Below are 19,496 nucleotides of genomic sequence, written 5' to 3' on the forward strand. Positions count from 1 at the left end.
CAGCCCGCGAGCGTCTGAAGCGGGGTGCCGACGGCTGGTCCGGGCCCTGCGGCGGCGGCGCTCGGTGTCCTCCCGCGCGCGCACCAGCACATCACGGCGCTGAAGCCGGACCAGCCTGCTCAGCCCCCGCCGGGCTCAGTCCCCCCGCCCCGGCGCCTCCCGCACACCCTCCCCCCGCTGCCCCGGGACCTGTGCCGGTCCCTCGTGCACGTACTGCCTCGACTGGATCAGGTACATCTTCCGGAACGCCCCCTCCTCCACCGCCATCAGCTCGTCGAACGAGCCGTGTTCCGTCACGCTGCCCTCGTCCAGGACGTAGATCTCGTCCGCGTGCCGGACGCTGTGCAGGCGGTGGGTGATCAGGATGACCGTCTGCCCCTTCGCCGACAGCGCGCGGATCTGGTCGAAGGCCCGTTGTTCCGCCTCCGCGTCCAGTGCGCTCGTCGGTTCGTCGACCACCAGGATCTGGGCGTCGCGGTGGCGGGCGCGGGCGATGCCGAGGCGTTGCCACTGGCCGCCCGAGATCTGGTGGCCGCCCTTGTAGCCGCGGGCGAGCAGGGTGTCCCAGCCGCGCGGGAGCGAGGCCACCGTCTCGTCGGCGCCCGCGTACTCGGCCGCCGCGTCCAGCAGCGGTTCGTCGTGCGGGGCTTCCGGGCGGCCGATGGCCACGTTGATACGGGCCGTGAACGGCCAGCGGTAGAAGTCCTGGGCCACCACCGCCACACGGTCGAACAGCGCGGTCCGGTCGGCCTCGGTGGTGTCCACGTCGTCCCACAGGATGCGGCCCGAGTCCGGGGCGTACAGGCCGCAGAGCAGTTTGGCCAGGGTGGACTTGCCGCTGCCGTTGTTGCCGACCAGTGCGACGATCCGGCCGGCGGGGATCGTGACGTCCACGCCCATGAGCGCCGGCTTGTCGTCGGTGGTGCCGGGATAGGTGAAGGAGACGTTCTCGAAGCGGATCGTGCGGACCTTGTCCGGCAGCGGGAGTCCGGCCGCGGGGATCAGACGGCGGTCGGCCTCGCGGCACAGGCGGTCGAGGTCGGCGACGAACAGGCTTTCCTCGTAAAGGAAGTTGAGCTGCACAACCAGCCCTTCGAGGTTGGCGGAGCCCGTGCGGACGGCGATGACCGCGGTGCCGGCGACGGCCAGGTCCATGGCTCCGGTCCACAGCAGTGCGCCGAGGGTGGCGTACGTCGCCGCGGTGGTGATGCCCGTCCAGCCGGAGGCGACCAGGCCGGTGCGGGCCGCGAGGGAGGCCAGGCGGGTCTGTTCCTTCTCGCCCGTCTCGGCCATCGTCCGGAAGTGCCTGAGCAGGAACGGGCCGATGTTGTGGACGCGTACCTCGGGCGCGGCCTGGGCGTCGATGAGCAGACGGCCGAGGAGCTGTCCGGCGCGGGCGTGCTGGATCCAGGTGTGGAAGGAGATGTAGCGCCGGCGCGCGATCGTCAGTGAACTCCAGGCGCTGGGCAGGGTCATGAGGGCGAGGAGGGGAAGCAGGGCCGGGTGGAGCACGGTCAGTACGCCCGCCGCGGCGATGAACGAGATGGCCGCGGTGACCACCGACGTACAGAACTTGATCATCCGGCGGGCCGACTCGGCGCCCCACTGCGCCGAGTCCAGCAGTTTGTGGAACTCCTCGTCCTCCACGGCGGCCAGTTCGACGCGCGCCACCCGCTCCAGGTACTCCTCGGTGGCCACCCGGTAGACCTTGGGCTCCAGCCGGCCCGTGCCGGCGGTGGAGGCGGACCGCAGCAGTGCGCCGATCAGGGCCGTGATCGCGACGGCGAGGAACGCGGGCAGGGCATCGGTGAGCCGTTCGCTGGTCCTGCCGCCGTTCAGGACGTGCGTGAGGACCTGGCTGACGGCGACGAGCCCGACCGCTTGGGCGATGCCGCCGCCGAGTTCCGCGCCGGCGACCCAGCGCAGTGCGCGCGGGTCGGCGCGGTGCGCCAGTCGGATCGTGGAGGCGATCAGCCGGGGCATGCGCGCCACCATCGTGCGCAGGCCGAGCTCCAGGAAGGAGCCGTGATGCTGGTTCCAGCCCATGTCGTAGCGGAGGGGGCCGCCGAAGAGGAGGCGTTCGGACTCCGACACGTCCTCCGCGTCCGCCGATGCGCCCGTCGATGTGTCTGTCGAGCCGTCCGACGAAGCGTCCGTCGAGTCGGTGGTGCCCGTGGTGTCGGTGGTGCCCGTGGTGTCCGTGGTGCCCGCCGTGTCGGAGGTGCCCGTGGTGTCGGTGGTACCCGCCGATGTGTCCGCCGTGCGGGCCGAGCGGCGCCTCATGCGCGCCACCCCGCTCCCAGGAGTTCCTTTCTGTCCCACTCGAACGCCAGGTGAACGCCGAACACAGGGGTAGAGGGATGCATCAACTCTCCTCGGCCGTCGGGTGCTGCGCTGGAGCCTGACCAACGCTGCTGATCAGCGAGGCGTAACGGGGTGCATGCCGAGCAAAAGTTCGATCATGCGGCCGGTGGGCCCGTGGGGTCCGGGCGGGCCGGCCGTGATGCACAGTTCGAATCACCCGGACGGTCATCCGTACCCGATTCGGGGATTGCGCCGAGGGCTCCTCAACGGCAGGTGCTGTCCGGGCCATTGACGGCGGTGACCCGACATTGGTTGAGTGGCTCATCCACTGAGCCACTCAATCCCGGGGAGGGATCTCGTGGAGGCACTGCCCCGCGAAACCATCGTCGACGTCCTGGAGTCCCGGCTGCGCGAGGACATCCTCGACGGACGCCACCCCGCCGGCAGTTATCTGCCGCCCGAGCGGCAGCTCGCCGACGGGTACGGCGTCACCCGCACCACCCTCAAGCACGCTTTCGGCCGGCTCGTCCAGGCCGGGCTGCTGGAGACCCGGCACGGGGTCGGCACCCGGGTGCGCGACTACGCACGGCTCGGCGGCGCCGATCTGCTGCCGATGCTGGTGCGGCACAGTCCCGACTGGATCGGTGAGATCTTCGAAGTCCGGCGCAGCATCGGCGCGTTGATCGCCGAACGTGCCGCGGGGAGAGCCACCGGGAAGCAGCGGGCCGAGCTGCGGGAGCTGCTGGAGGCGGTGCGTACGGCCGAGGGCGGCGACGCGGTCCAGCTCGCCGACATCGACGTGCACCGGGCGCTCGCCCGCGCCACCGGCAACCGCGTCTATGTGCTGCTCACCAACACCCTGTTCAACGCCTATGTGCCCGTACGGGCCGCTCTGGTCGGCCCGTTCACCGAACCGCGGGCGGCACACGGCCGGCTGGCGCCGGTGGTCGAGGCCGTCGCGGCCGGTGACGAGAGTGCCGCCAGGCGGGCGGCCGAGGCATATCTGACGGCCACCGAACGGATCATGCTGGAGGGACTCGCATGAGTACACCGCGCAGGAGCACACCGCACACCGGCACCCGTGCATCTCGTACGGGTACCACACGCACCCCCGGCACGAGCTCACGGGGAACGTCGTTCAGCGAGACCATGCTCGGCACGGTCCGCCTCGACGGCGAGGACCGCAGCCGCCCGATCCGGCTCGACCTGCGTGTCACGGCCGACCACGTGCTGCGCCCCCTCGGCACCACCGAGGCGCACGCTTCGGGCCGTGTCCGCATCGCCGGGCTGGCCGACGATCCCGCCGCCGCAGGGGAGTTGGAGATATCGCCGCTGGCCAGGCGGCGCATCCGCTACCGGCTCTCCTTCACCGCCGACGGCCGGCGCCTCACCCTCGACGGCTGGAAGTCCGTGAATCCGCGCCGCCCGGTGAAGTCGATGACCGTCCTGCCCCTCACGCTCCACGAGGACGGGGCCCCGGTCGGCGAGGGGACGCTCCGCTTCCCCGTGGCGACCGGCCTGCTGCCCTTCCTCGCCGGCTTCCGCTTCCCCCGCGCTGCGGACGGGGGCGGTCTGATGGCGCCGCGGTGGCGGGGCGAGCCCGGCCGTACCGAGGTCTGGTACACCACGGCGACCGACCCGGCCACCGGCACCGGACTGTGGCTCCACCACGAACTCACCGCGCCCGCCGACGGATCGGAGCCGTATGCCCACGGCTGGGCCGCGGTCTTCCCCAAGGACGAGCCGGTACGGCACGCCCGCTTCGGCCCCGAGAAGTGGGCGGGCGGCGAGCACGGGTTCAGCGCCGACGGCATCTCGGCCGTGCCCGGACGGCTGACCGGTTCGGCGGGCGAGCTGCGCTGGGATCTGACGGAACAGGCGGCCGACACACCCCTGTTCACCTTTCCCCGCTGGTCCTGGCGCCGCCCGCTGCTGCCGGCCGCCCAGATCCTCCCGGCCGCGCGCGCCTCGTACGGCGGCACCGTCTCGTACGGGAGCACGACCCTGCAACTGGCCGGCGCACCCGGGGCGTCCGCCCGGATCTACGGCCACGGCAACGCGCACCGCTGGGCCTGGCTGCATGCCGACCTCGGCGGCGGAGACGTCCTGGAGATCGTCACCGCCGTGTCCCGGCGCCCCGGTCTGCGCCGGCTGCCGCCGCTGGTCTTTCTGCGGCTGCGCCGCGCCGGCCGGACCTGGCCGCGGCGGGCGGAGCGCTCGGCGGTCGGCTGGGGCGGGCTCGGGCGGTTCCGCTCGCAGATCGGCCTGCCCACTTGGACGGTCACCGGCCGCGCCGGGCTGCGGCGTATCCGGGTCGAGGTCACCCAGCCCGACGAGCGCACCCTCGCGCTCGGGTACACCGACCCGGACGGCGCGCAGGCCGTCTGCCGCAACAGTGAACGCGCCGACGCCCACGTCCTGTTGGAACGGTGGTGGGGCGGCTGGCGTACGGAGCGCGAGTGGCACCTCGACGGTACGGCGCACGCCGAGGTGGGCACCCGATGAGCCTCGACGGTCTGGTGGCCGCGCTCATCGCCGACGACGGCACCGAGGGGTGGCCCGCGCGGGTGCCCCGGCGGCTGGAGACCGTCCTCGGTTCGATGCCGTTGCCCGCGCGCGCCGGACTGCGGGCGGCGGCCGGTGCCCTCGACGCATACGCCCTGGCACGGGACGGGCGCAGACTCGCCCAACTGACCGTGAGGGAACGGGAATCGGTGCTGGGATCGCTCGGCGCCCGGCCCGCGCTGCTGCCGCTGCTCGATGTCCTGAAGGTGCCGGTCCTGCTCGCCGCGGGCACGGAGCGGATGCTGCACCAGGGCGCCCGGCCGCGCTTCCCGGCACCCGAGGATCCGCCCCTGGACTGCACACCCGCCGGGGAGTGGCCGGCCCGGTCGACCGCCGACGCCGTGGTGATCGGCTCGGGGGCGGGCGGCGCGACCGCCGCGCGGACACTCGCCCGCGCGGGCCTCGACGTGGTGGTCCTGGAGGAGGGGCACCACCACTCCACGGCCTCCTTCGGCCGCCGCACCCCCCTCGACCGGTTCGCCGAGCTCTACCGCGACGGCGGCGCCACGGTCGCGCTTGGGAACCCGCCCCTGCTGCTGCCGGTGGGCCGCGCCGTCGGCGGTACGACGGTCGTCAACTCCGGTACCTGCTACCGCACTCCGGACCATGTGCTCGACCGCTGGACGAGCGAGTTCGGCTTCTCGCCCGCGGAGCGCTTCGGTCCCTGTCTCGACGAGGCCGAACGCACACTGCGGGTCGCGCCGCAGCCCCTCGACGTCCTCGGCAACAACGGCCGGCTCGCACTCGCCGGCGCCGAGGCCCTCGGCTGGGCGGCCTCGCCGCTTCGGCGCAACGCCCCCGGATGCAAGGGCTCCTGCCAGTGCGTGGTGGGCTGCCCCACCGGCGCGAAGCAGAGTGTGCAGCTGTCCGTGCTGCCCGATGCGTGCGCCGCGGGCGCGCGGATCGTCACGGGCGCCCGGGTCCGGCGGATCCTGGTGGACGCCGACCGTCCGGGCGGTGCGCGGGCCGCGGGAGTTCTCGTACGCCGCGAGGACGGCGGCGAGCTGGAGATCCTCGCCCCGCTGGTGGTCGTCGCGGCGGGCGCCCTGCAGTCACCGCCGCTGCTGCGCCGCTCGGGACTCGGCGGACATCCGCGCCTCGGCCGGAACCTGAGCGTTCACCCCGCCACCAGCGTGGCCGGGCGCTTCGCCGAGCCGGTCACCGCGTGGGAGGGCGTCCTCCAGAGCGTCGGCGTCGAGGAACTCCACGACGGCGGCGTCCTGATCGAGGCGACCGCGACCCCGCCGGGGATGGGCTCCTTCGTCCTCCCGGGCCTCGGCGGCGAACTGCGCCGCGAACTGGAGGCCACCGACCGCCTCGCCACCCTCGGCGCGATGATCGCCGACCGCCCCTCGGGCCGGGTCATCGGCCGCGACCGCACGCTGATCCGCTACGACCTGGACCGGCGGGACGCCGGCCGGCTCATGCGGTCGGTACGGGCGATGGGCCGGCTCCTGTTCGCGGCGGGCGCGGAGGAGGTCCTCACGGGCATCCCCGCCGCGCCCCGGGCCCGCGGCCTCGCGGAGCTGGACGCCGTCCTCGCCGGGGTGACGGCCCGGCAGCTGCATCTGTCGGCGTACCACCCGACGGGAACGGTCGCGGCGGGAAGCAGCCCGGAGCGTGCCCCGGCGGACGAGACCGGGATGCTGCGGGGCGTGACGGGCGTGCTGATCGCCGACGCCTCGGTACTGCCGGGCTGCCCGGAGGTCAATCCGCAGCTGAGCATCATGGCGGCGGCACTGGCGGTGACGGAGGCGTATCTGGAGGGGTGAACCGCGGATGGAGGCACCCCCGCCACCACCCGGGAAGAAGGCGGTGCAACATTTCGCCCAGGGTGGCGCGTCGATGAGGTGGGGGGCCGGAGCCCTTCGATCGCGGTGGGAAACAGGGGGGACGGGAAGGCATGAGACAGTCCCGCGAGGACGGGTTCATGGAGTTCGCAGGCGGGCTCACGGGACATCTGTTTCGTTCCGCATGCCTTCTCACCAGTGGTGACACCTACCTCGCCGAGGATCTGGTGCAGGAGACACTGGGCCGGATGTACCTGAAGTGGGGGCGGATCTCCCAGGTGGACAACCCCGCCGCGTACGCCCAGACCGTTCTGGTGCGGACCTTCCTCACCTACCGGCGCAGGCGTTCCGCGGACGAACGGCCGGTGGCGGATCTGCCCGACGTCCCGGTCATCACGGGAAGCGATCCGCTGCTGCGGCTGGCGCTGCTCCAGGCGCTCGGGCAACTGCCGCCGAAGGACCGGGCCGTGGTGGTGCTCCGCTACTGGGAGGACCGCAGCATCGAGGAGACGGCCGACGCCATGAACGTCAGCTCGGCCGCCGTACGGACCCGGGCGTCACGGGCGCTGGCACGGCTACGGGCCCAGCTCGGCGGCAGTCTCGCCGAACTCGTCGCCGCCACCTGAGCCTTCGCCGGCCTTCGCTGTCGATGCCTCGGCCAGGTGTTCCGTCTGCACCGCCGTCACGATTCCACCGCCGTATCCCTACCAGCCAAGACCTCCCTCAACTCCGGCCCACCGGCGCCGACTGGAGATGGTGAACCGCCATGCCCCTCGAGAACGACACCGAAGACACACCCGACACCCGCTTCGAGAACGACCTCGGTGAGATCATGCGGCGCACCGGTGGCACGTTCGTCGCCGACCGGCGGGGCCTGCTCACCGCGGGGGCACTCCGGGGCCGCCGCAAGGTTGCCCGCCGCTGTGCCACGGTCCTGACCGGAGGGGTGCTGACGCTGGCCGCGCTGGGGACGGCCGGGGTGTATGTCAGCGGCGGATCCGGGGACGACAGCGCGGCGGTGGCCGACGCGGCGCCGACGCGGACGCACTCCTCGGCGCCGCAGCACGGCGCATCCCGCACCCCGGGCCCCTCCGGCGGAGAAGGCCCCAAGGAGGACCCCACGTCCTTCATGCGGGCACACGCCGACCAGATGATCAAGCTGCTCGAGATCAGTCTCCCGGTCCTTCCGAAAGGGGAGTTCAGCAAGCAGCGGGGCACCAGCAACATGGGCGGTCCCGGTGCGGCCGATGCCTCGCTCGTCTACGACGACAGCTACGGGGCCTCGCTCGTCTCCATCTCCGCCCGGCGCGTCGACCCCAAGGATCCGAAGGTCCGGCAGTCGCTGAAGTGCCCGAAGACCACGCCCGGTTCCGTGTGCAAGGTCAATGCCTTCGGTGAGAAGAACGAGCAGGGCCATGTGGGCGGCGGATCCGCGGGGGTGAAGGTCTGGAAGTCCACCCGGCTCTCGGCGGACGGCTACGTGCTTCAGGCGGTCGAGTACAACGCGCCTTCCCCGACGGGTACTCCCACCCGGAACGAACCCCCGCTGAGCCCTCTCCAACTGGACGAGCTGGCGGCGAGCGTGGAGGGGGCGTTCACCAAGTACGGCGTCATGGACGCCGAGGCGTTCACCAGCCCGCGCCCCGTCCAGAACAGCTGGGAGGTCTTCGACACGCTCAGCGGCCTGGTGCCCGCCGGGCACGCGGCGGTCGGCCAGGGCGGCGGCGGTGACGAAGGCTATGTGATCGTGCGCGACAAGAAGACGAACACCAAGACGTTCCTCAGGGTGCGGCTGGGCCACGGCGCCCCGGACGGCGGCAAGGTCGTGACCCGGGACGAGGCCGGCAAGCACGCGGGCACCGTGGGGTGGACGGCCGAAACCGTGACCGCGAAGGGCCTGCGGGTGACGGTCACGTCCTACAACGCGGAGTATCCGCACAAGCCGCCCGTGGTCTCCGTGCCTCCGTTCACCAAGGCCCAGCTGTCCGCGATCGCGACCGACGAGGTGTGGCAGACGCTCAAGTAGCGGCTCCCGGTCGGTCCTCCGTCCCCCAGCTGCCGGTCAGTCGGCGCGCGGCCGCGGTGAGGCGTCACTTCGCGTCCGCGTAGCACTCCACCACCGCCGTGCTGAACGGGAACCGCACCGGCGTCTGCCCGAAGGCGATCCGCCCCGCCAGCTCTCCGGACTCGCGGATCGCCGTCGCCACCGCCTCCGCCTCCTCCGCGGGGCAGTGCACGATCACCTCGTCGTGTTGGAAGAAGACCAGCTCCGCGCGCATGCCCGCGGTCGCCTGCCGCAGGGCCGCGAGCAGCAGCAGTGCCCAGTCCGCCGCGCTGCCCTGCACCACGAAATTGCGGGTGAACCGGCCGCGCGCCCGGGCGTTGGACGAGGCGTAGCCCGGGGTGAACTCGCCCTCCTGGGACGGTTGTTCCGTGGTCTCCTGGGGGATGCCCGCCTCGTCGGCCTCGGCCGCGCCGGCCGCGCGCGGGCTGGTGCGGCCGAGCCAGGTGCGGACGAGGAGGCCCTCCTCGCCGGCCCGGGCCGCATCGTCCACATACGCCACCGCCAGCGGGAATCTGCGCCGCAGGGCCGCCAGGTTCTTCAGTCCGTCGCCCGAGGTCTGGCCGTAGATCGCGCCCAGGAGAGCCACCTTGGCGTGGTCGCGGTCGCCGGAGAAGGCGCGGTCGGACAGGACCGAGTACAGATCGCCGTCGTGGCCGGCGACGTCCATCAGACCCGGGTCGCGCGAGATGGCGGCCAGCACGCGCGGCTCCATCTGGTCGGCGTCCGCGACGACGAGCCGCCAGCCCTCGTCAGCGACCACCGCCCGCCGGATCACCTTCGGAATCTGGAGGGCGCCGCCTCCGTTGGTCGTCCAGCGGCCGGAGACGGACCCGCCCGGCAGATACCCGGGCCGGAAGCGGCCGTCCCGCACCCAGTCCTGGAGCCAGCTCCAGCCGTGCGCGACCCAGATCCGGTACAGCTTCTTGTACTGGATCAGGGGCTTCACGGCCGGGTGGTCGATCTCCTCCAGTTCCCAGCGGCGCGTCGACCGCAGCCTGATGCCCGCCTGGGCGAAGGCCTTGATGACATCCGCGGGCAGATCGGGACGCACCCGCCGGCCGAACGCGGCCGACACCTCGTCCGCCAGCTCGGCCAGCCGGCGCGGCTCGCCGCCGCCCGCGTACCGCTCGCCCAGCAGTTCATGCAGAACGCCGCGGTGGACGTCGGCCCGCCACGGCAGCCCGGCGAGGTTCATCTCCGCCGCCACGAGCATGCCCGCCGACTCGGCGGCGGTGAGCAGTCGCATCCGGCCGGGGTGCTCGGCGGCGTCGTGCCGGCGCAGCTGGTCGGCGTACACCTCCAGCAGGGACTCCAGCGGCACGGGCACCGGCTGGGGCTCGAACAGCGAGGACTGCGAGCCCGGTTCGGCGGCGCGCGGAGGCGGATCGGGAGGTACGGGGCCCTTGCGCAGCCGGGCCAGGGCTGCCGCCGCCGAGTGGGGCTCCCCGAGCCGTCCCTCGTGGCCGAGGAGCAGCAGCTCCGCGTCCTCGATGTCGTAGCACCGCTCGACCCGGACGCCGGCGGACAGCAGACCGGGGTAGATGTCGGCGGTCGAGCGCCACACCCAGCGCCCGACTTTCGGCCGGGAGCGGACGGCCTCGGCGAGGTCGGGCTCCGTGAGGACGGGCCCGGCGGGCAGGCCGCCGGGGCCGAGGGGCACGAGCTGCGCCCCGCCGCCTTCCGCAGCCGCCAGAGCCCATCGGTCGCTCATGGATTCGAGTGTGGCAGGCGGGTGTGACAACGGCCGCGGACCCGCCGAGCGGCCGGACCCGGATCGACCCGTGGGCCGGACCCGGATCGACTCGTGGCCCGGGAAGGACCGTGGCCCGGGGCGGCCCGGGGCGGCCCGGGGCGGACCGTCGCGCGAACGGGCCCCCGGGCCCGCCGAGTGGACGCCCCCGCCTCACCGCCCGACCGGACCGACCGTCGCCCGAGCCGGCCCCCGGACCGACCGCCGCCCGAGCCGGCCCCCGGACCGACCGCCGCCCGAACGAGCCCCCGGACCGACCTGCGCCCGAACCACCCCCCCGGACCGACCTGCGCCCGAACCACCCCCGGGCCGACCTGCGCCCGAACCACCCCCGGGCCGCCGCGAGGAACCCCCCTCGGGCAGGTCGCCCCGACTGACCTACGCCACCGTGTGGAACAGCGCCGACGCCTCTCCCCGCGAGGCCACTCCCAGCTTGGTCAGGATGTTCGCGACGTGGAACTTCACCGTCGACTCGCTGATGTGCAGCTCCTGCGCGATCACCCGGTTGCGGTGCCCCCGGGCCAGATGCGTCAGCACCTCCAGCTCCCTCGCCCCGAGCGCTCCCAGCGGATCCTCGGGGGACGACTGCGGTGTCCCCAGCGGGATCGTCGCCGTGACCGTCGTGCCCCAGCCCGGGACCGCGTCCATGTCCAGCCGGCCGCCCAGCGCCTCCAGACGTTCGGTGACCCGGTGCGGTCCGAGCGTGCACGACGAGATCCTGCCCGGGCCGTCGTCCCGTACCGTCGCGCGCAGTTCGTTCTCGGTGAGCGTCCAGCCGACGTGCATCCGGCTCAGCCCGTCCTGTTCCAGCACGGTCAGCACCACGGCCCGGACGACGGCGCGTGCCGCGTGAGCCACGTCGTTGGCCAGTGGCCGCGCCGAGTCGGGCGCGCCCAGTTCCAGCCGGACCGGGCTGTAGCGGAGCATCGGCCGCAGCGAGTCGGCGAGGCGGGCGAAGGCCTGACCGGCGGGTTCCTCGGCGACGGCCTGGTCGAGTTCGCGCTCCGAGCGCAGATCGACCAGGGCGTTGACCGCCAGGTCGACGGCGGCCGCGCGGGCCGCGGCATCGTCCAGGCCGCGGCTTCGCAGGACCCCGAGCAGTCCGGAGAGCGCGGTGGCGTGCGCCTCCGTCAGCTCGGCGATCACGCGTGCCCGCTCACCCGCGGCCGCCCGCGACTGGGCCAGCGGCCCGGGCACCGCCTCGGTGGCGAGCCGGTCGAAGTGGCTGGTCACCAGGTCCCACAGGGCCTGGACGACGGCGGAGTCCTGCTCCGCCACCGGGCTGTCGTCGCCGCGTACGAGGACGAGCAGAGCCCCGCGCGGAGTGGCGTCGCTCGTCACGGCCAGCACCGGGTGCTCGGCCCCGCCGATCCGGACGGTGCCCTGCCAGGGCTCACCCGCCGTGACGGAGGCGGCCAGGGGATGCAGTTCGGCCACGCTGATCCGCCCGGCCTGCGCGCTGTCACCGGCCGTCTTGAAGGGGGAGTGCGCGCAGTGCGTGGACAGTTCGGCCGCGGCCACATGGGGGACGACACTGCCCAGCGCCCGGGACAGGCGGGGCAGGATCTGCCCGAGCGGCTGCCGGACCACGTCGTAGGCGGCGGCCAGCGCGGGCACGGCGGACGCGGACCCGGTGAGTTCCATGGGTGCCAGCGTACGACCGGGGCCGGCCGGGCCGGCTGTCCTTTCGGCCAGGTCCAACCGTCCCAAGGGCGGGCCGGGCCCGGCCGTCCCGCGAGCAAGGCTTGGTTCCGGCGGAAGGAGCCAGACATGGAAGCGATCGTCTTCGAGGAGTTCGGCGGACCCGAGGTGCTGCGCCTCGTGGAGACCACGAAGCCGCAGCCCGGACCCGGCCAGGTGCGGGTCCGGGTCGCGGCGGCGGGCGTCAACCCGCTCGACCACAAGATCCGCAACGGCTGGATGCAGGCGGTGTTCCCGACCCCGCTGCCAGCGACCCCGGGGGCGGAGTTCGCCGGGACCGTCGATGCGGTCGGCGAGGGCGTCACGGACGCCGTGGTCGGTGACGAGGTCCTGGGGTGGACCGTGACCGGCGCGTATGCGCAGTACGCCCTGAGCTCGTCCTATGTGCACAAGCCGGCCGGTCTCGACTGGACGGCCGCGGCCGCTCTGCCCGTCGCGACCGAGACCGCCGGGCGGGTACTGGGCCTGCTCGGTGTCCGTTCCGGCGAGACCCTGCTGGTGCACGGCGCCGCGGGCGTGGTCGGCGCGGCGGCCGTGCAGTTCGCGGTGGCGGCGGGTGCGGAGGTCGTCGGCACGGCGTCCCCGGCCAACCACGGCTATGTCAGGAGTCTCGGTGCGACCCCGGTGGCGTACGGCGAGGGGCTCGTCGGACGGGTACGCGCGGTGGCGCCCCGGGGTGTGGACGCCGTGTTCGACGCGGCGGGCAAGGGCGCGCTGCCCGACTCGATCGAGCTGCGCGGCGGTACGACCGAGCGGATCGTCACCATCGCCGATCCGGAGGCGGGCACCTACGGGGTGACGTTCTCCGCGAACAGCGTCGAGGCACCCGAGCCCGCGCTCGCCGAGCACGCCCGGCTGGCGGCCGACGGCACGCTGCGCGTCACGATCGTGGAGACCTTCCCGCTGGCGGAGGCGGCCAAGGCGCAGACGCTGAGCGAGACGGGTCATGCGCCCGGGAAGATCGTGATCACTCCGTAGCGTCCGTGAGGGTGCGGACCACCCGGGCCGGGCTGCCGACCGCGAGCACCCCGGCCGGGAGATCCCGGGTGACCACGGAGCCGGCCCCGACGACGGTGTTCTCGCCGATCGTCACACCGGGGCAGACGATCACCCCGCCGCCGAGCCAGACGTTGTCCCCGATGGTCACCGGCTCGGCCCGCTCCCAGCCGGCGCGGCGGCGCTCGGTGTCCATCTCATGGGTCGCGGTGAGGAGCTGGACGTTCGGGCCGATCTGCACGTCCGCGCCGACGGTGATCGGCGCCGGGTCCAGGAAGACCGCGTTGAAGTTGATGAACGTCCGGTCCCCGATGGAGATGTGGTGGCCGTAGTCGCACTGGAACGGCGGCCGGATGTTCACGTTCTCGCCCACCGAGCCCAGCAGTTCGGCCAGGATCCGCGCCCGGTCCGCGGGCGCAGCGCCGCCGTTCGCGTTGTAGGCGGCGCACAGCGCGAAGCGCCGCTCGGTGTCCGCCCCCAGCTCGGGGTCGTCCGGGAGGTACCACTCACCGGCCAGCATGCGGTCCTTGTTCTCGCCCACGTCAGCTCCTCCCGGCCTCCCGGCCCACCCGGATCCCGTGCAGTCCGGCCTCCCGGCCTCCCGGATCCCATGCGGTCCGACGGCCTCTCTAGGATCGATCATGTCGGTCCGAACGGAACCAGGGGTGGGGATTCGTGGTACGAGGTGTGGTGCGGCGCGTGGGAGCGAGAGCGCTCCCGGCAGCGCTGCTGCTGGGTGTGGTGACGGGATGTGCGGAGCAGGAGCCGAAGGCGCCCGCGGCCGGGGCGAAGAGCACGGCGACAGGGAAGAGCGAGGCGGGCGCCCCGGCGGGAACCGTCGCGAAGGGCGGCTCGATCGGAGGCACGGGCTCGGCGTGTGTGCTGCCCGTCGCCTTCGACCTCGCCTCCGGCTGGTCGCCGGAAGCGGTCAGGATCGACGCCGAGTTCGGTGCGCTGAAGCACGGCCCGGTGACCCTCGTCTGTGAGATCGACGCCAAGCCGGCCGGGAACATCGGCTATCTGCGGGTGTGGACCGGCGGCGCGGGGTCCACGGATCCGCGCGCGGCGCTGGAGGCCTTCGTGGCCGAGGAGTCCAAGAGCAAGAAGGACGTCGCGTACACGAAGACCACGGTGGGCGGCTTCGCGGCGGCCGAGGTGACCTACCTCAACACCGACGAGTTCCTCGACGCGCCGAAGAAGGAACGGGCGCTCGCCTTCGCCGCCCCGCGGGGTCTGGTCGTGCTGCACCTGGGCGGGATGGACAGCGAGGAGCACGAGCAGATGCTGCCGGCGTACGAGCTGGCGAAGAAGAGCGTGCACGGGGTCTGAACGGGCGGGCGGCCGGGGCGGGTTGCCGGACAGAGGGAGCGCTGTCGGGCAGAGGAAGCGCTGTCGGGCCGGTGCCTGAACAGGCGGTCCGGGCCCGGTTCTTGGCGTACGCACGCGCGGTTCGGGCCCTGGCTCGTCGTCGGGGTGCACAACGCCCGCCTCCGGTACCGCCCGGCCTCCCCCGTACGGCGGATCAGGACTCTCCTCGGCGCCGACGCGACGGACGGGTCGCCCCGGCGAGTCTCGACACATGCCGAAAATCCGAGCTCTGCCGAATGTTCCGTACCGCGTCGCCGTCGCCGCCCACGCCGTACCGCTGATCACTCTGCCGTCCGGTCTGTGGCGGCTGGCCCTCGCCGCCGGGCTGCCGGTGGCCGAGGATTCCGTGCCCGACTGGGGGCAGGGGGTCTACGTCGTCATGCTGAGCGTCGTCTCCGAGGCGCTTGCTCTGCTGACGCTCGGACTGGTGCGGTCGTGGGGCGAGGTCGTGCCGGCCTGGGTCCCCGTGCTGGGCGGACGCCGCGTACGTCCGGCGGCGGCGGTGACCGCCGCGCTGGCGGGGGCGGCCGGGCTGATCGCGGTGCTCGGCTGGGCGGTCTACGCCTCTGCCGCCGGGCTGGGTGAAGGGTCCATCGGCTCACCGGCGCAGAACGCCCTACTCCTGGTCTGCTACCTCCCGTTGATCGCCTGGCCCCCGCTGCTGGTGTACGTGGCGGTCGCGTACCACCGGCGCAGGTCCGCGCTCGTTCCTGTCCGGGTGTGAAGCGCTCGTCCCGCCGCGACCGTGTTCGCCCCACGCCCCGTGCGTCATCGGCGCGTCGCCGCCCACGCGGGCGGCAGCGCCGCGGCCACCGCGACGACCGCGCACACGCCTGCCGCCGCACCGGTCGTACCCCAGGGAACCGTCAGCGTGACGGGTGCGGACAGGGACGCCAGTGCCGCCCCGACCCCGGCGAGGTTCACCGCTGTGACGGCGGCTCCCAGCAACGCGCCGATCCCGACGGCGAACAGCGACTCGCCCGCCACGACCCGCAGGATCTGCGCCCGCGTCGCGCCCGCCGACCGCAGGGAGCCGAACTCGCGGGAGCGGACCGCCGTCGCCATCAGCAGGGTGTTGCCGAGGGCGATCACCGTGTAGAGGACGGCGATGCCGAGCACCACCAGCAGCCCGAGGCGGGTCTTCGGGCTGGTGCGAGGATGTGTCGCCGCAGCCCAGGCGTCCACGGTGCGCACCTCGCCGCCGCTCGCCCGCAACGCCTCCCGGACCGCCGCCGGGTCGGCGGCGTCGGACCGCAGCCGTACGTCGATGCGGTCGGTGGGTGCCGCGGTCGCGTTGGCCGCGGTGATGTACGCCCCGTTGTTGCCCGTTCCGGTCGCCAGGACCGCCGCGATGCGCAGCGACGCGGGCCGCCCGTCGCCGAGTCGGACGGTCACCCGCTCGCCGACGGTGTTCCGCTCCCACTCCTCGTTCACGATGATCGAGGAGTCGTCGAGGTCGCGCGGATCGCCCGCGACGACCGGCAGCCGCGCGATACGGGCGAAGGCGGCCGGGTCCGATACCGCGCGGGCGTCGGACCGGATCAGCGCGGCGCCGTCCTCCCGTACGAACACGGCGGTCGACGCGCTCGCGGAGACCGTCGCCCCCGGCACCCGCACGGGCCGCAACTCCTCGCCCGTCACGACGAGATGGGCCGACGTCTGCCGTCGTGCCTCCGCCGCCTTCGCCGCGGTGACCGTCTCCGCCGTGCCGAGGAGCGAACCCGCCAGGCCCACCGTGACGAGGACGGGTGCGGCGACGGCGGCCGTACGGCGCAGGGCGGCAGCCGTGTTCTCCCGCACGAGCAGCCCCGTGGCCCCGGGCAGTGGCAGCGCCCGCGCCAACGGCCGGACGAGCAGCGGGGCGAGCAGGGCGACGGCCGTGATCAGGACCATCGGCCGGGTGGTGTACGTCTTGCGTTTCAGCAGCTCCGACGGGTCGGTGGCGAGGGTCCACACGAGCAGACCAGCGCCGACGAGAAGCAGCGCGCACCCCGCGATGCGGCGGACCGGAGTCAGTACACCGCTGTCGACGTCCGACTCGCGCAGGGCGGCCATGGGGCCGATGCGCCCCGCGCGGCGGGACGCGGCCCACGCGCCGCAGAGCGCGACCAGCAGGCCGGTCGAGAACGCCGTCCAGTACGGCCAGACGATCCCGTCCCCGATGGCGAACCACGGTGGCGCGGCGTCTCCTCGCACCAACACCTCCGCCAGCCGCGGTGCTCCCCACGCGCCGAGCGCGCATCCCGCGGCGGACGCGAGCACGCCGACCCCGGCGGCCTCGGTCAGCAGCAGTCGGCGGATCTGGCCAGGTGTCGCGCCCGCGGTCCTGAGCAGCCCGAACTCCCGTGCACGCAGGGCCACCGCGAAGGCGAAGGTCGATGCGACGACGAAGACCGAGACGAAGGCGGTGACTCCGCCGGCGGTGCCGAGCAGGGCGTTGACGGTCGTCAGAGCCTCCGCGTCCCGTGCGGCTTCCGGGTCGGCCCGCCGTCGGTCGGCACCGGTGAGGACGCGGGCCCGGTCGCCGACGACCTTCCGCACGGCGTCGGCGGGCGCGTCGATGCCGACGGCGTCCGGAGCGTTGTCCGCGGTCACCGGGCCCAGCGCCTTCAGATCACGCAGCAGTGCGAGGTCCACAGGGTGTGGACGGTCGAGCTTCTTCGGCCCGGCGCCATCGACGGTGACGGTGTCCGTGCCCGCCACCACCACCGGCGAGGCGGCGAAGCGCCGGGGCGGCTGTTCCGGCGCCCCGACGGTCGAGGCGAGCCCGAGACCCATGGTGGCCAGCAGCCCGACGCCCAGCGCGAGGGCGACAAAGCTGCCGGCGAAGGAGACCCAGCGGGTGCGCAGGGCGCTCAGCGCGACGGTCAGCACGCCACGGCCTCCAGTCCCGTCATGTGCGCGGCGACCCGCTCCGCGGTCGGCGCGGCCAATTCGCCGGCGAGGCGGCCGTCGACGAGGAAGACGACCCGGTCCGCGTAGGAGGCGGCCACCGGGTCATGGGTGACCATCACCACGGTCTGACCGTCCGCGTCGGTCACCTCCCGCAGCATGCGCAGCACGTCGCGGCCGGTCGCGGTGTCCAGCGCGCCGGTCGGTTCGTCACCGAAGAGCACCGCGGGCCGGGTGATGAGTGCCCGGGCGATCGCGACCCGCTGCTGCTGGCCGCCGGACAGCCGGCCGGGCCGGTGCCGCGCCCGGTCGGCGAGACCGACGCGGCGCAGTGCCTCGCCGATCTCCGCACGGGACGGCCGGCGGCCCGCGAGCCGCAGGGGGAGGGCGACGTTCTGCGCGGCGGTCAGCGACGGGACGAGGTTGAACTGCTGGAACACGAACCCCACGCGCTCCCGCCGCAGCAGCGTCAGCCGCCGCTCACTCAGCCCGTCGAGCGCCGTTCCGCCGATCTCCACGCTCCCCGACGTCGGCCGGTCGAGCCCGGCGGCACACTGGAGCAGCGTGGACTTCCCGGAGCCGGACGGCCCCATGACAGCGGTGAAGGAGCCGGCGGGAAAGGCGAGGTCCACACCGTCGAGAGCGGTCACATCGCGGTGGACGCGGCGCAGGGCGGTCAGCCGTACGGCGGCGCCGGAAGAGGTCGTCGTCATGCGTCCAGGCTTCCGGGGCGCGGGCCGCGGTTCACGACCACCAAGGGGCGTCCTGGAGGTAGGGCCTGCCCTACCTGGGATCATCGGTGAGCAGGCGATGGACCGGCGCAAGTGACTGAGACGCCGGCGGGACAACGAGCGGCGAAGACGCCGGCTGGGGACACGGACGGCGAGGACGCCGGGGGAGACGGAGGAGGCGGACCGGTGGGCACGGTGGACGAGGCGCTCGCGGGCGCCCTGTACGCACAGGGCGACGCGGGGCTGGACACGGGCGCGTCGCTGCTCGCCGCGGACCCCGGCGCGGACGGTGAACTGACCCGGCGCGGCGAGGAGTTCGTCCGGCGTGCCTGGGAGCGCGGCTGGCAGCCGGCGGATGTCGTACGGCTGGTCCGGCGCGACCTCGACGAGCACCATGTGCGGCTGGTGTCCGGGCTCATCGCCGGGGAGTCGCACCGCTACGACCGCCTTCCCCCGCGCTGGTCCGCACAGCTCGCGGAGCTCGCGGGCCCCGAGTGGCGCGCGGACCGCTTCTCGTACGCCACAGCGGTGCTGGAGCTCTACCGCCTGCTGGTCGGGCTGCCCGCGATCGAGCCGGTCGGCCCGGTACCGGGCACGCCCTTCACGGCGCCGCCGTCGCCGCACGAGCCGCGGATGCTCGGCCGTATCCGCGCCCTCCTCGCCAAGGCCGAGGCCACGGGATTCCCGGAGGAGGCGGAGGCGCTCACCGCCAAGGCCCAGGAGCTGATGGCGCGTCACAGCGTGGACGAGGCCGCAGTGTCGCACCGGACCCACGCGAAGGACGCTCCGACCGCCTGCCGTATCGGGGTGGACGCTCCCTACGAGACGGCGAAGGCGATCCTGCTGGACGCGGTGGCCACGGCGAACCGCTGCCGCGCCGTCTGGAACGGCGCGTTCGGCTTCTCCACGGTGGTCGGCTACGACAGCGACCTGGAGTCGGTCGAGCTGCTCCACACCTCGCTGCTGGTCCAGGGCCACGCGGCGATGACCCGCGCGGAGGCGTCCCAGCGGGCGGGCGGCCGGAAGCGTACGAAGACGTTCCGGCAGTCCTTCCTGATGTCCTACGCGAGCCGCGTCGGCGAACGCCTCGCCGCGGCCGCCGAGAGCGTCGCCGCCCCGGAGGACCTCCTGCCGGTTCTGGCCTCCCGCGATGTGGCGGTGGCGGGCAGGACGGAGGAGATGTTCCCGCGGACGACGACCACACGGGTGCGGGGCGTGACGGACGAGGCGGGCTGGCTCGACGGCAGGGCGGCGGCGGACCGGGCGCAGGTGTCACGGGAGCGGGGACAGCTGCGGCAGTGAGGGCCGAGGCGTGCTCGGACCGGGCGCGGCTT

General features: G+C 73.7%; 15 protein-coding genes. 9 read left to right on the plus strand and 6 right to left on the minus strand.

Annotated features, from left to right (window positions below; all coding sequences use genetic code 11):
• Window positions 1-135: 135 nt before the first annotated feature.
• Window positions 136-2,046, minus strand: coding sequence for an ABC transporter ATP-binding protein (locus ACQPWZ_RS19870; RefSeq protein ID WP_433573842.1), 1,911 nt, complete (start codon window positions 2,044-2,046; stop codon window positions 136-138).
• 616 nt (window positions 2,047-2,662) lie between these two features.
• Here ACQPWZ_RS19870 and ACQPWZ_RS19875 point away from each other — a divergent pair.
• The 5 genes from ACQPWZ_RS19875 to ACQPWZ_RS19895 all read left to right on the plus strand — a co-directional run bounded on the left by ACQPWZ_RS19875 (window position 2,663) and on the right by ACQPWZ_RS19895 (window position 8,685).
• Window positions 2,663-3,349 (plus strand): FadR/GntR family transcriptional regulator, encoded by a 687-nt coding sequence (locus ACQPWZ_RS19875; protein WP_405571614.1) that lies wholly within the window; start codon window positions 2,663-2,665, stop codon window positions 3,347-3,349.
• The gene (locus ACQPWZ_RS19880) at window positions 3,346-4,809 is read left to right on the plus strand and encodes a hypothetical protein (protein WP_433572025.1); all 1,464 of its coding nucleotides are present in this window, start codon (window positions 3,346-3,348) and stop codon (window positions 4,807-4,809) included. The genes ACQPWZ_RS19875 and ACQPWZ_RS19880 overlap by 4 nt, the downstream gene beginning before the upstream one ends.
• Window positions 4,806-6,641, plus strand: a complete 1,836-nt coding sequence (locus ACQPWZ_RS19885) for a GMC family oxidoreductase N-terminal domain-containing protein (RefSeq protein WP_433572026.1) — start codon at window positions 4,806-4,808, stop codon at window positions 6,639-6,641. The genes ACQPWZ_RS19880 and ACQPWZ_RS19885 overlap by 4 nt, the downstream gene beginning before the upstream one ends.
• Before the next feature lie 131 nt (window positions 6,642-6,772).
• On the plus strand, window positions 6,773-7,285 hold the full coding sequence (locus ACQPWZ_RS19890) for a SigE family RNA polymerase sigma factor (RefSeq protein WP_327681770.1): 513 nt from the start codon (window positions 6,773-6,775) through the stop codon (window positions 7,283-7,285).
• 140 nt (window positions 7,286-7,425) lie between these two features.
• Window positions 7,426-8,685, plus strand: coding sequence for a hypothetical protein (locus tag ACQPWZ_RS19895; RefSeq protein WP_433572027.1), 1,260 nt, complete (start codon window positions 7,426-7,428; stop codon window positions 8,683-8,685).
• A gap of 64 nt (window positions 8,686-8,749) precedes the next feature.
• Here ACQPWZ_RS19895 and ACQPWZ_RS19900 read toward each other — a convergent pair whose 3' ends face one another.
• Both ACQPWZ_RS19900 and ACQPWZ_RS19905 read right to left on the minus strand, forming a co-directional pair.
• Window positions 8,750-10,435, minus strand: coding sequence for a bifunctional 3'-5' exonuclease/DNA polymerase (locus ACQPWZ_RS19900; protein WP_433572028.1), 1,686 nt, complete (start codon window positions 10,433-10,435; stop codon window positions 8,750-8,752).
• Window positions 10,436-10,852: 417 nt separating this feature from the next.
• A complete protein-coding gene (locus ACQPWZ_RS19905) occupies window positions 10,853-12,118 on the minus strand; it encodes a LuxR C-terminal-related transcriptional regulator (RefSeq protein WP_433572029.1) in 1,266 nt (421 codons plus the stop codon).
• 126 nt (window positions 12,119-12,244) lie between these two features.
• On the opposite strand from ACQPWZ_RS19905, the gene ACQPWZ_RS19910 reads away from it, so the two are divergent.
• Window positions 12,245-13,153 (plus strand): NADP-dependent oxidoreductase, encoded by a 909-nt coding sequence (locus tag ACQPWZ_RS19910; RefSeq protein WP_433572030.1) that lies wholly within the window; start codon window positions 12,245-12,247, stop codon window positions 13,151-13,153.
• Here the strand turns inward: ACQPWZ_RS19910 and ACQPWZ_RS19915 are convergent.
• A complete protein-coding gene (locus tag ACQPWZ_RS19915) occupies window positions 13,143-13,712 on the minus strand; it encodes a sugar O-acetyltransferase (protein WP_356703727.1) in 570 nt (189 codons plus the stop codon). The two genes, ACQPWZ_RS19910 and ACQPWZ_RS19915, sit on opposite strands and share 11 nt — an antisense overlap.
• 158 nt (window positions 13,713-13,870) lie before the next feature.
• Between ACQPWZ_RS19915 and ACQPWZ_RS19920 the strand changes: the two genes are divergently transcribed.
• Both ACQPWZ_RS19920 and ACQPWZ_RS19925 read left to right on the plus strand, forming a co-directional pair.
• On the plus strand, window positions 13,871-14,500 hold the full coding sequence (locus ACQPWZ_RS19920) for a lipoprotein (RefSeq protein ID WP_433572031.1): 630 nt from the start codon (window positions 13,871-13,873) through the stop codon (window positions 14,498-14,500).
• A gap of 250 nt (window positions 14,501-14,750) precedes the next feature.
• Window positions 14,751-15,263 (plus strand): hypothetical protein, encoded by a 513-nt coding sequence (locus tag ACQPWZ_RS19925; protein WP_340474462.1) that lies wholly within the window; start codon window positions 14,751-14,753, stop codon window positions 15,261-15,263.
• A gap of 44 nt (window positions 15,264-15,307) precedes the next feature.
• Here the strand turns inward: ACQPWZ_RS19925 and ACQPWZ_RS19930 are convergent, their stop codons facing one another.
• Both ACQPWZ_RS19930 and ACQPWZ_RS19935 read right to left on the minus strand, forming a co-directional pair.
• Window positions 15,308-17,413 (minus strand): ABC transporter permease, encoded by a 2,106-nt coding sequence (locus ACQPWZ_RS19930; RefSeq protein ID WP_433572032.1) that lies wholly within the window; start codon window positions 17,411-17,413, stop codon window positions 15,308-15,310.
• Window positions 17,407-18,144, minus strand: a complete 738-nt coding sequence (locus tag ACQPWZ_RS19935) for an ABC transporter ATP-binding protein (protein WP_433572033.1) — start codon at window positions 18,142-18,144, stop codon at window positions 17,407-17,409. The genes ACQPWZ_RS19930 and ACQPWZ_RS19935 overlap by 7 nt, the downstream gene beginning before the upstream one ends.
• 213 nt (window positions 18,145-18,357) lie before the next feature.
• Here ACQPWZ_RS19935 and ACQPWZ_RS19940 point away from each other — a divergent pair, with 213 nt between their 5' ends.
• Entirely contained in the window at window positions 18,358-19,464 is a 1,107-nt protein-coding gene (locus ACQPWZ_RS19940) for a DUF2786 domain-containing protein (RefSeq protein ID WP_383231979.1), read from the plus strand.
• Window positions 19,465-19,496: the final 32 nt, after the last annotated feature.

The sequence above is a fragment of the Streptomyces sp. CA-251247 genome (genome assembly GCF_050952975.1).
Lineage (GTDB): Bacteria > Actinomycetota > Actinomycetes > Streptomycetales > Streptomycetaceae > Streptomyces > Streptomyces achmelvichensis.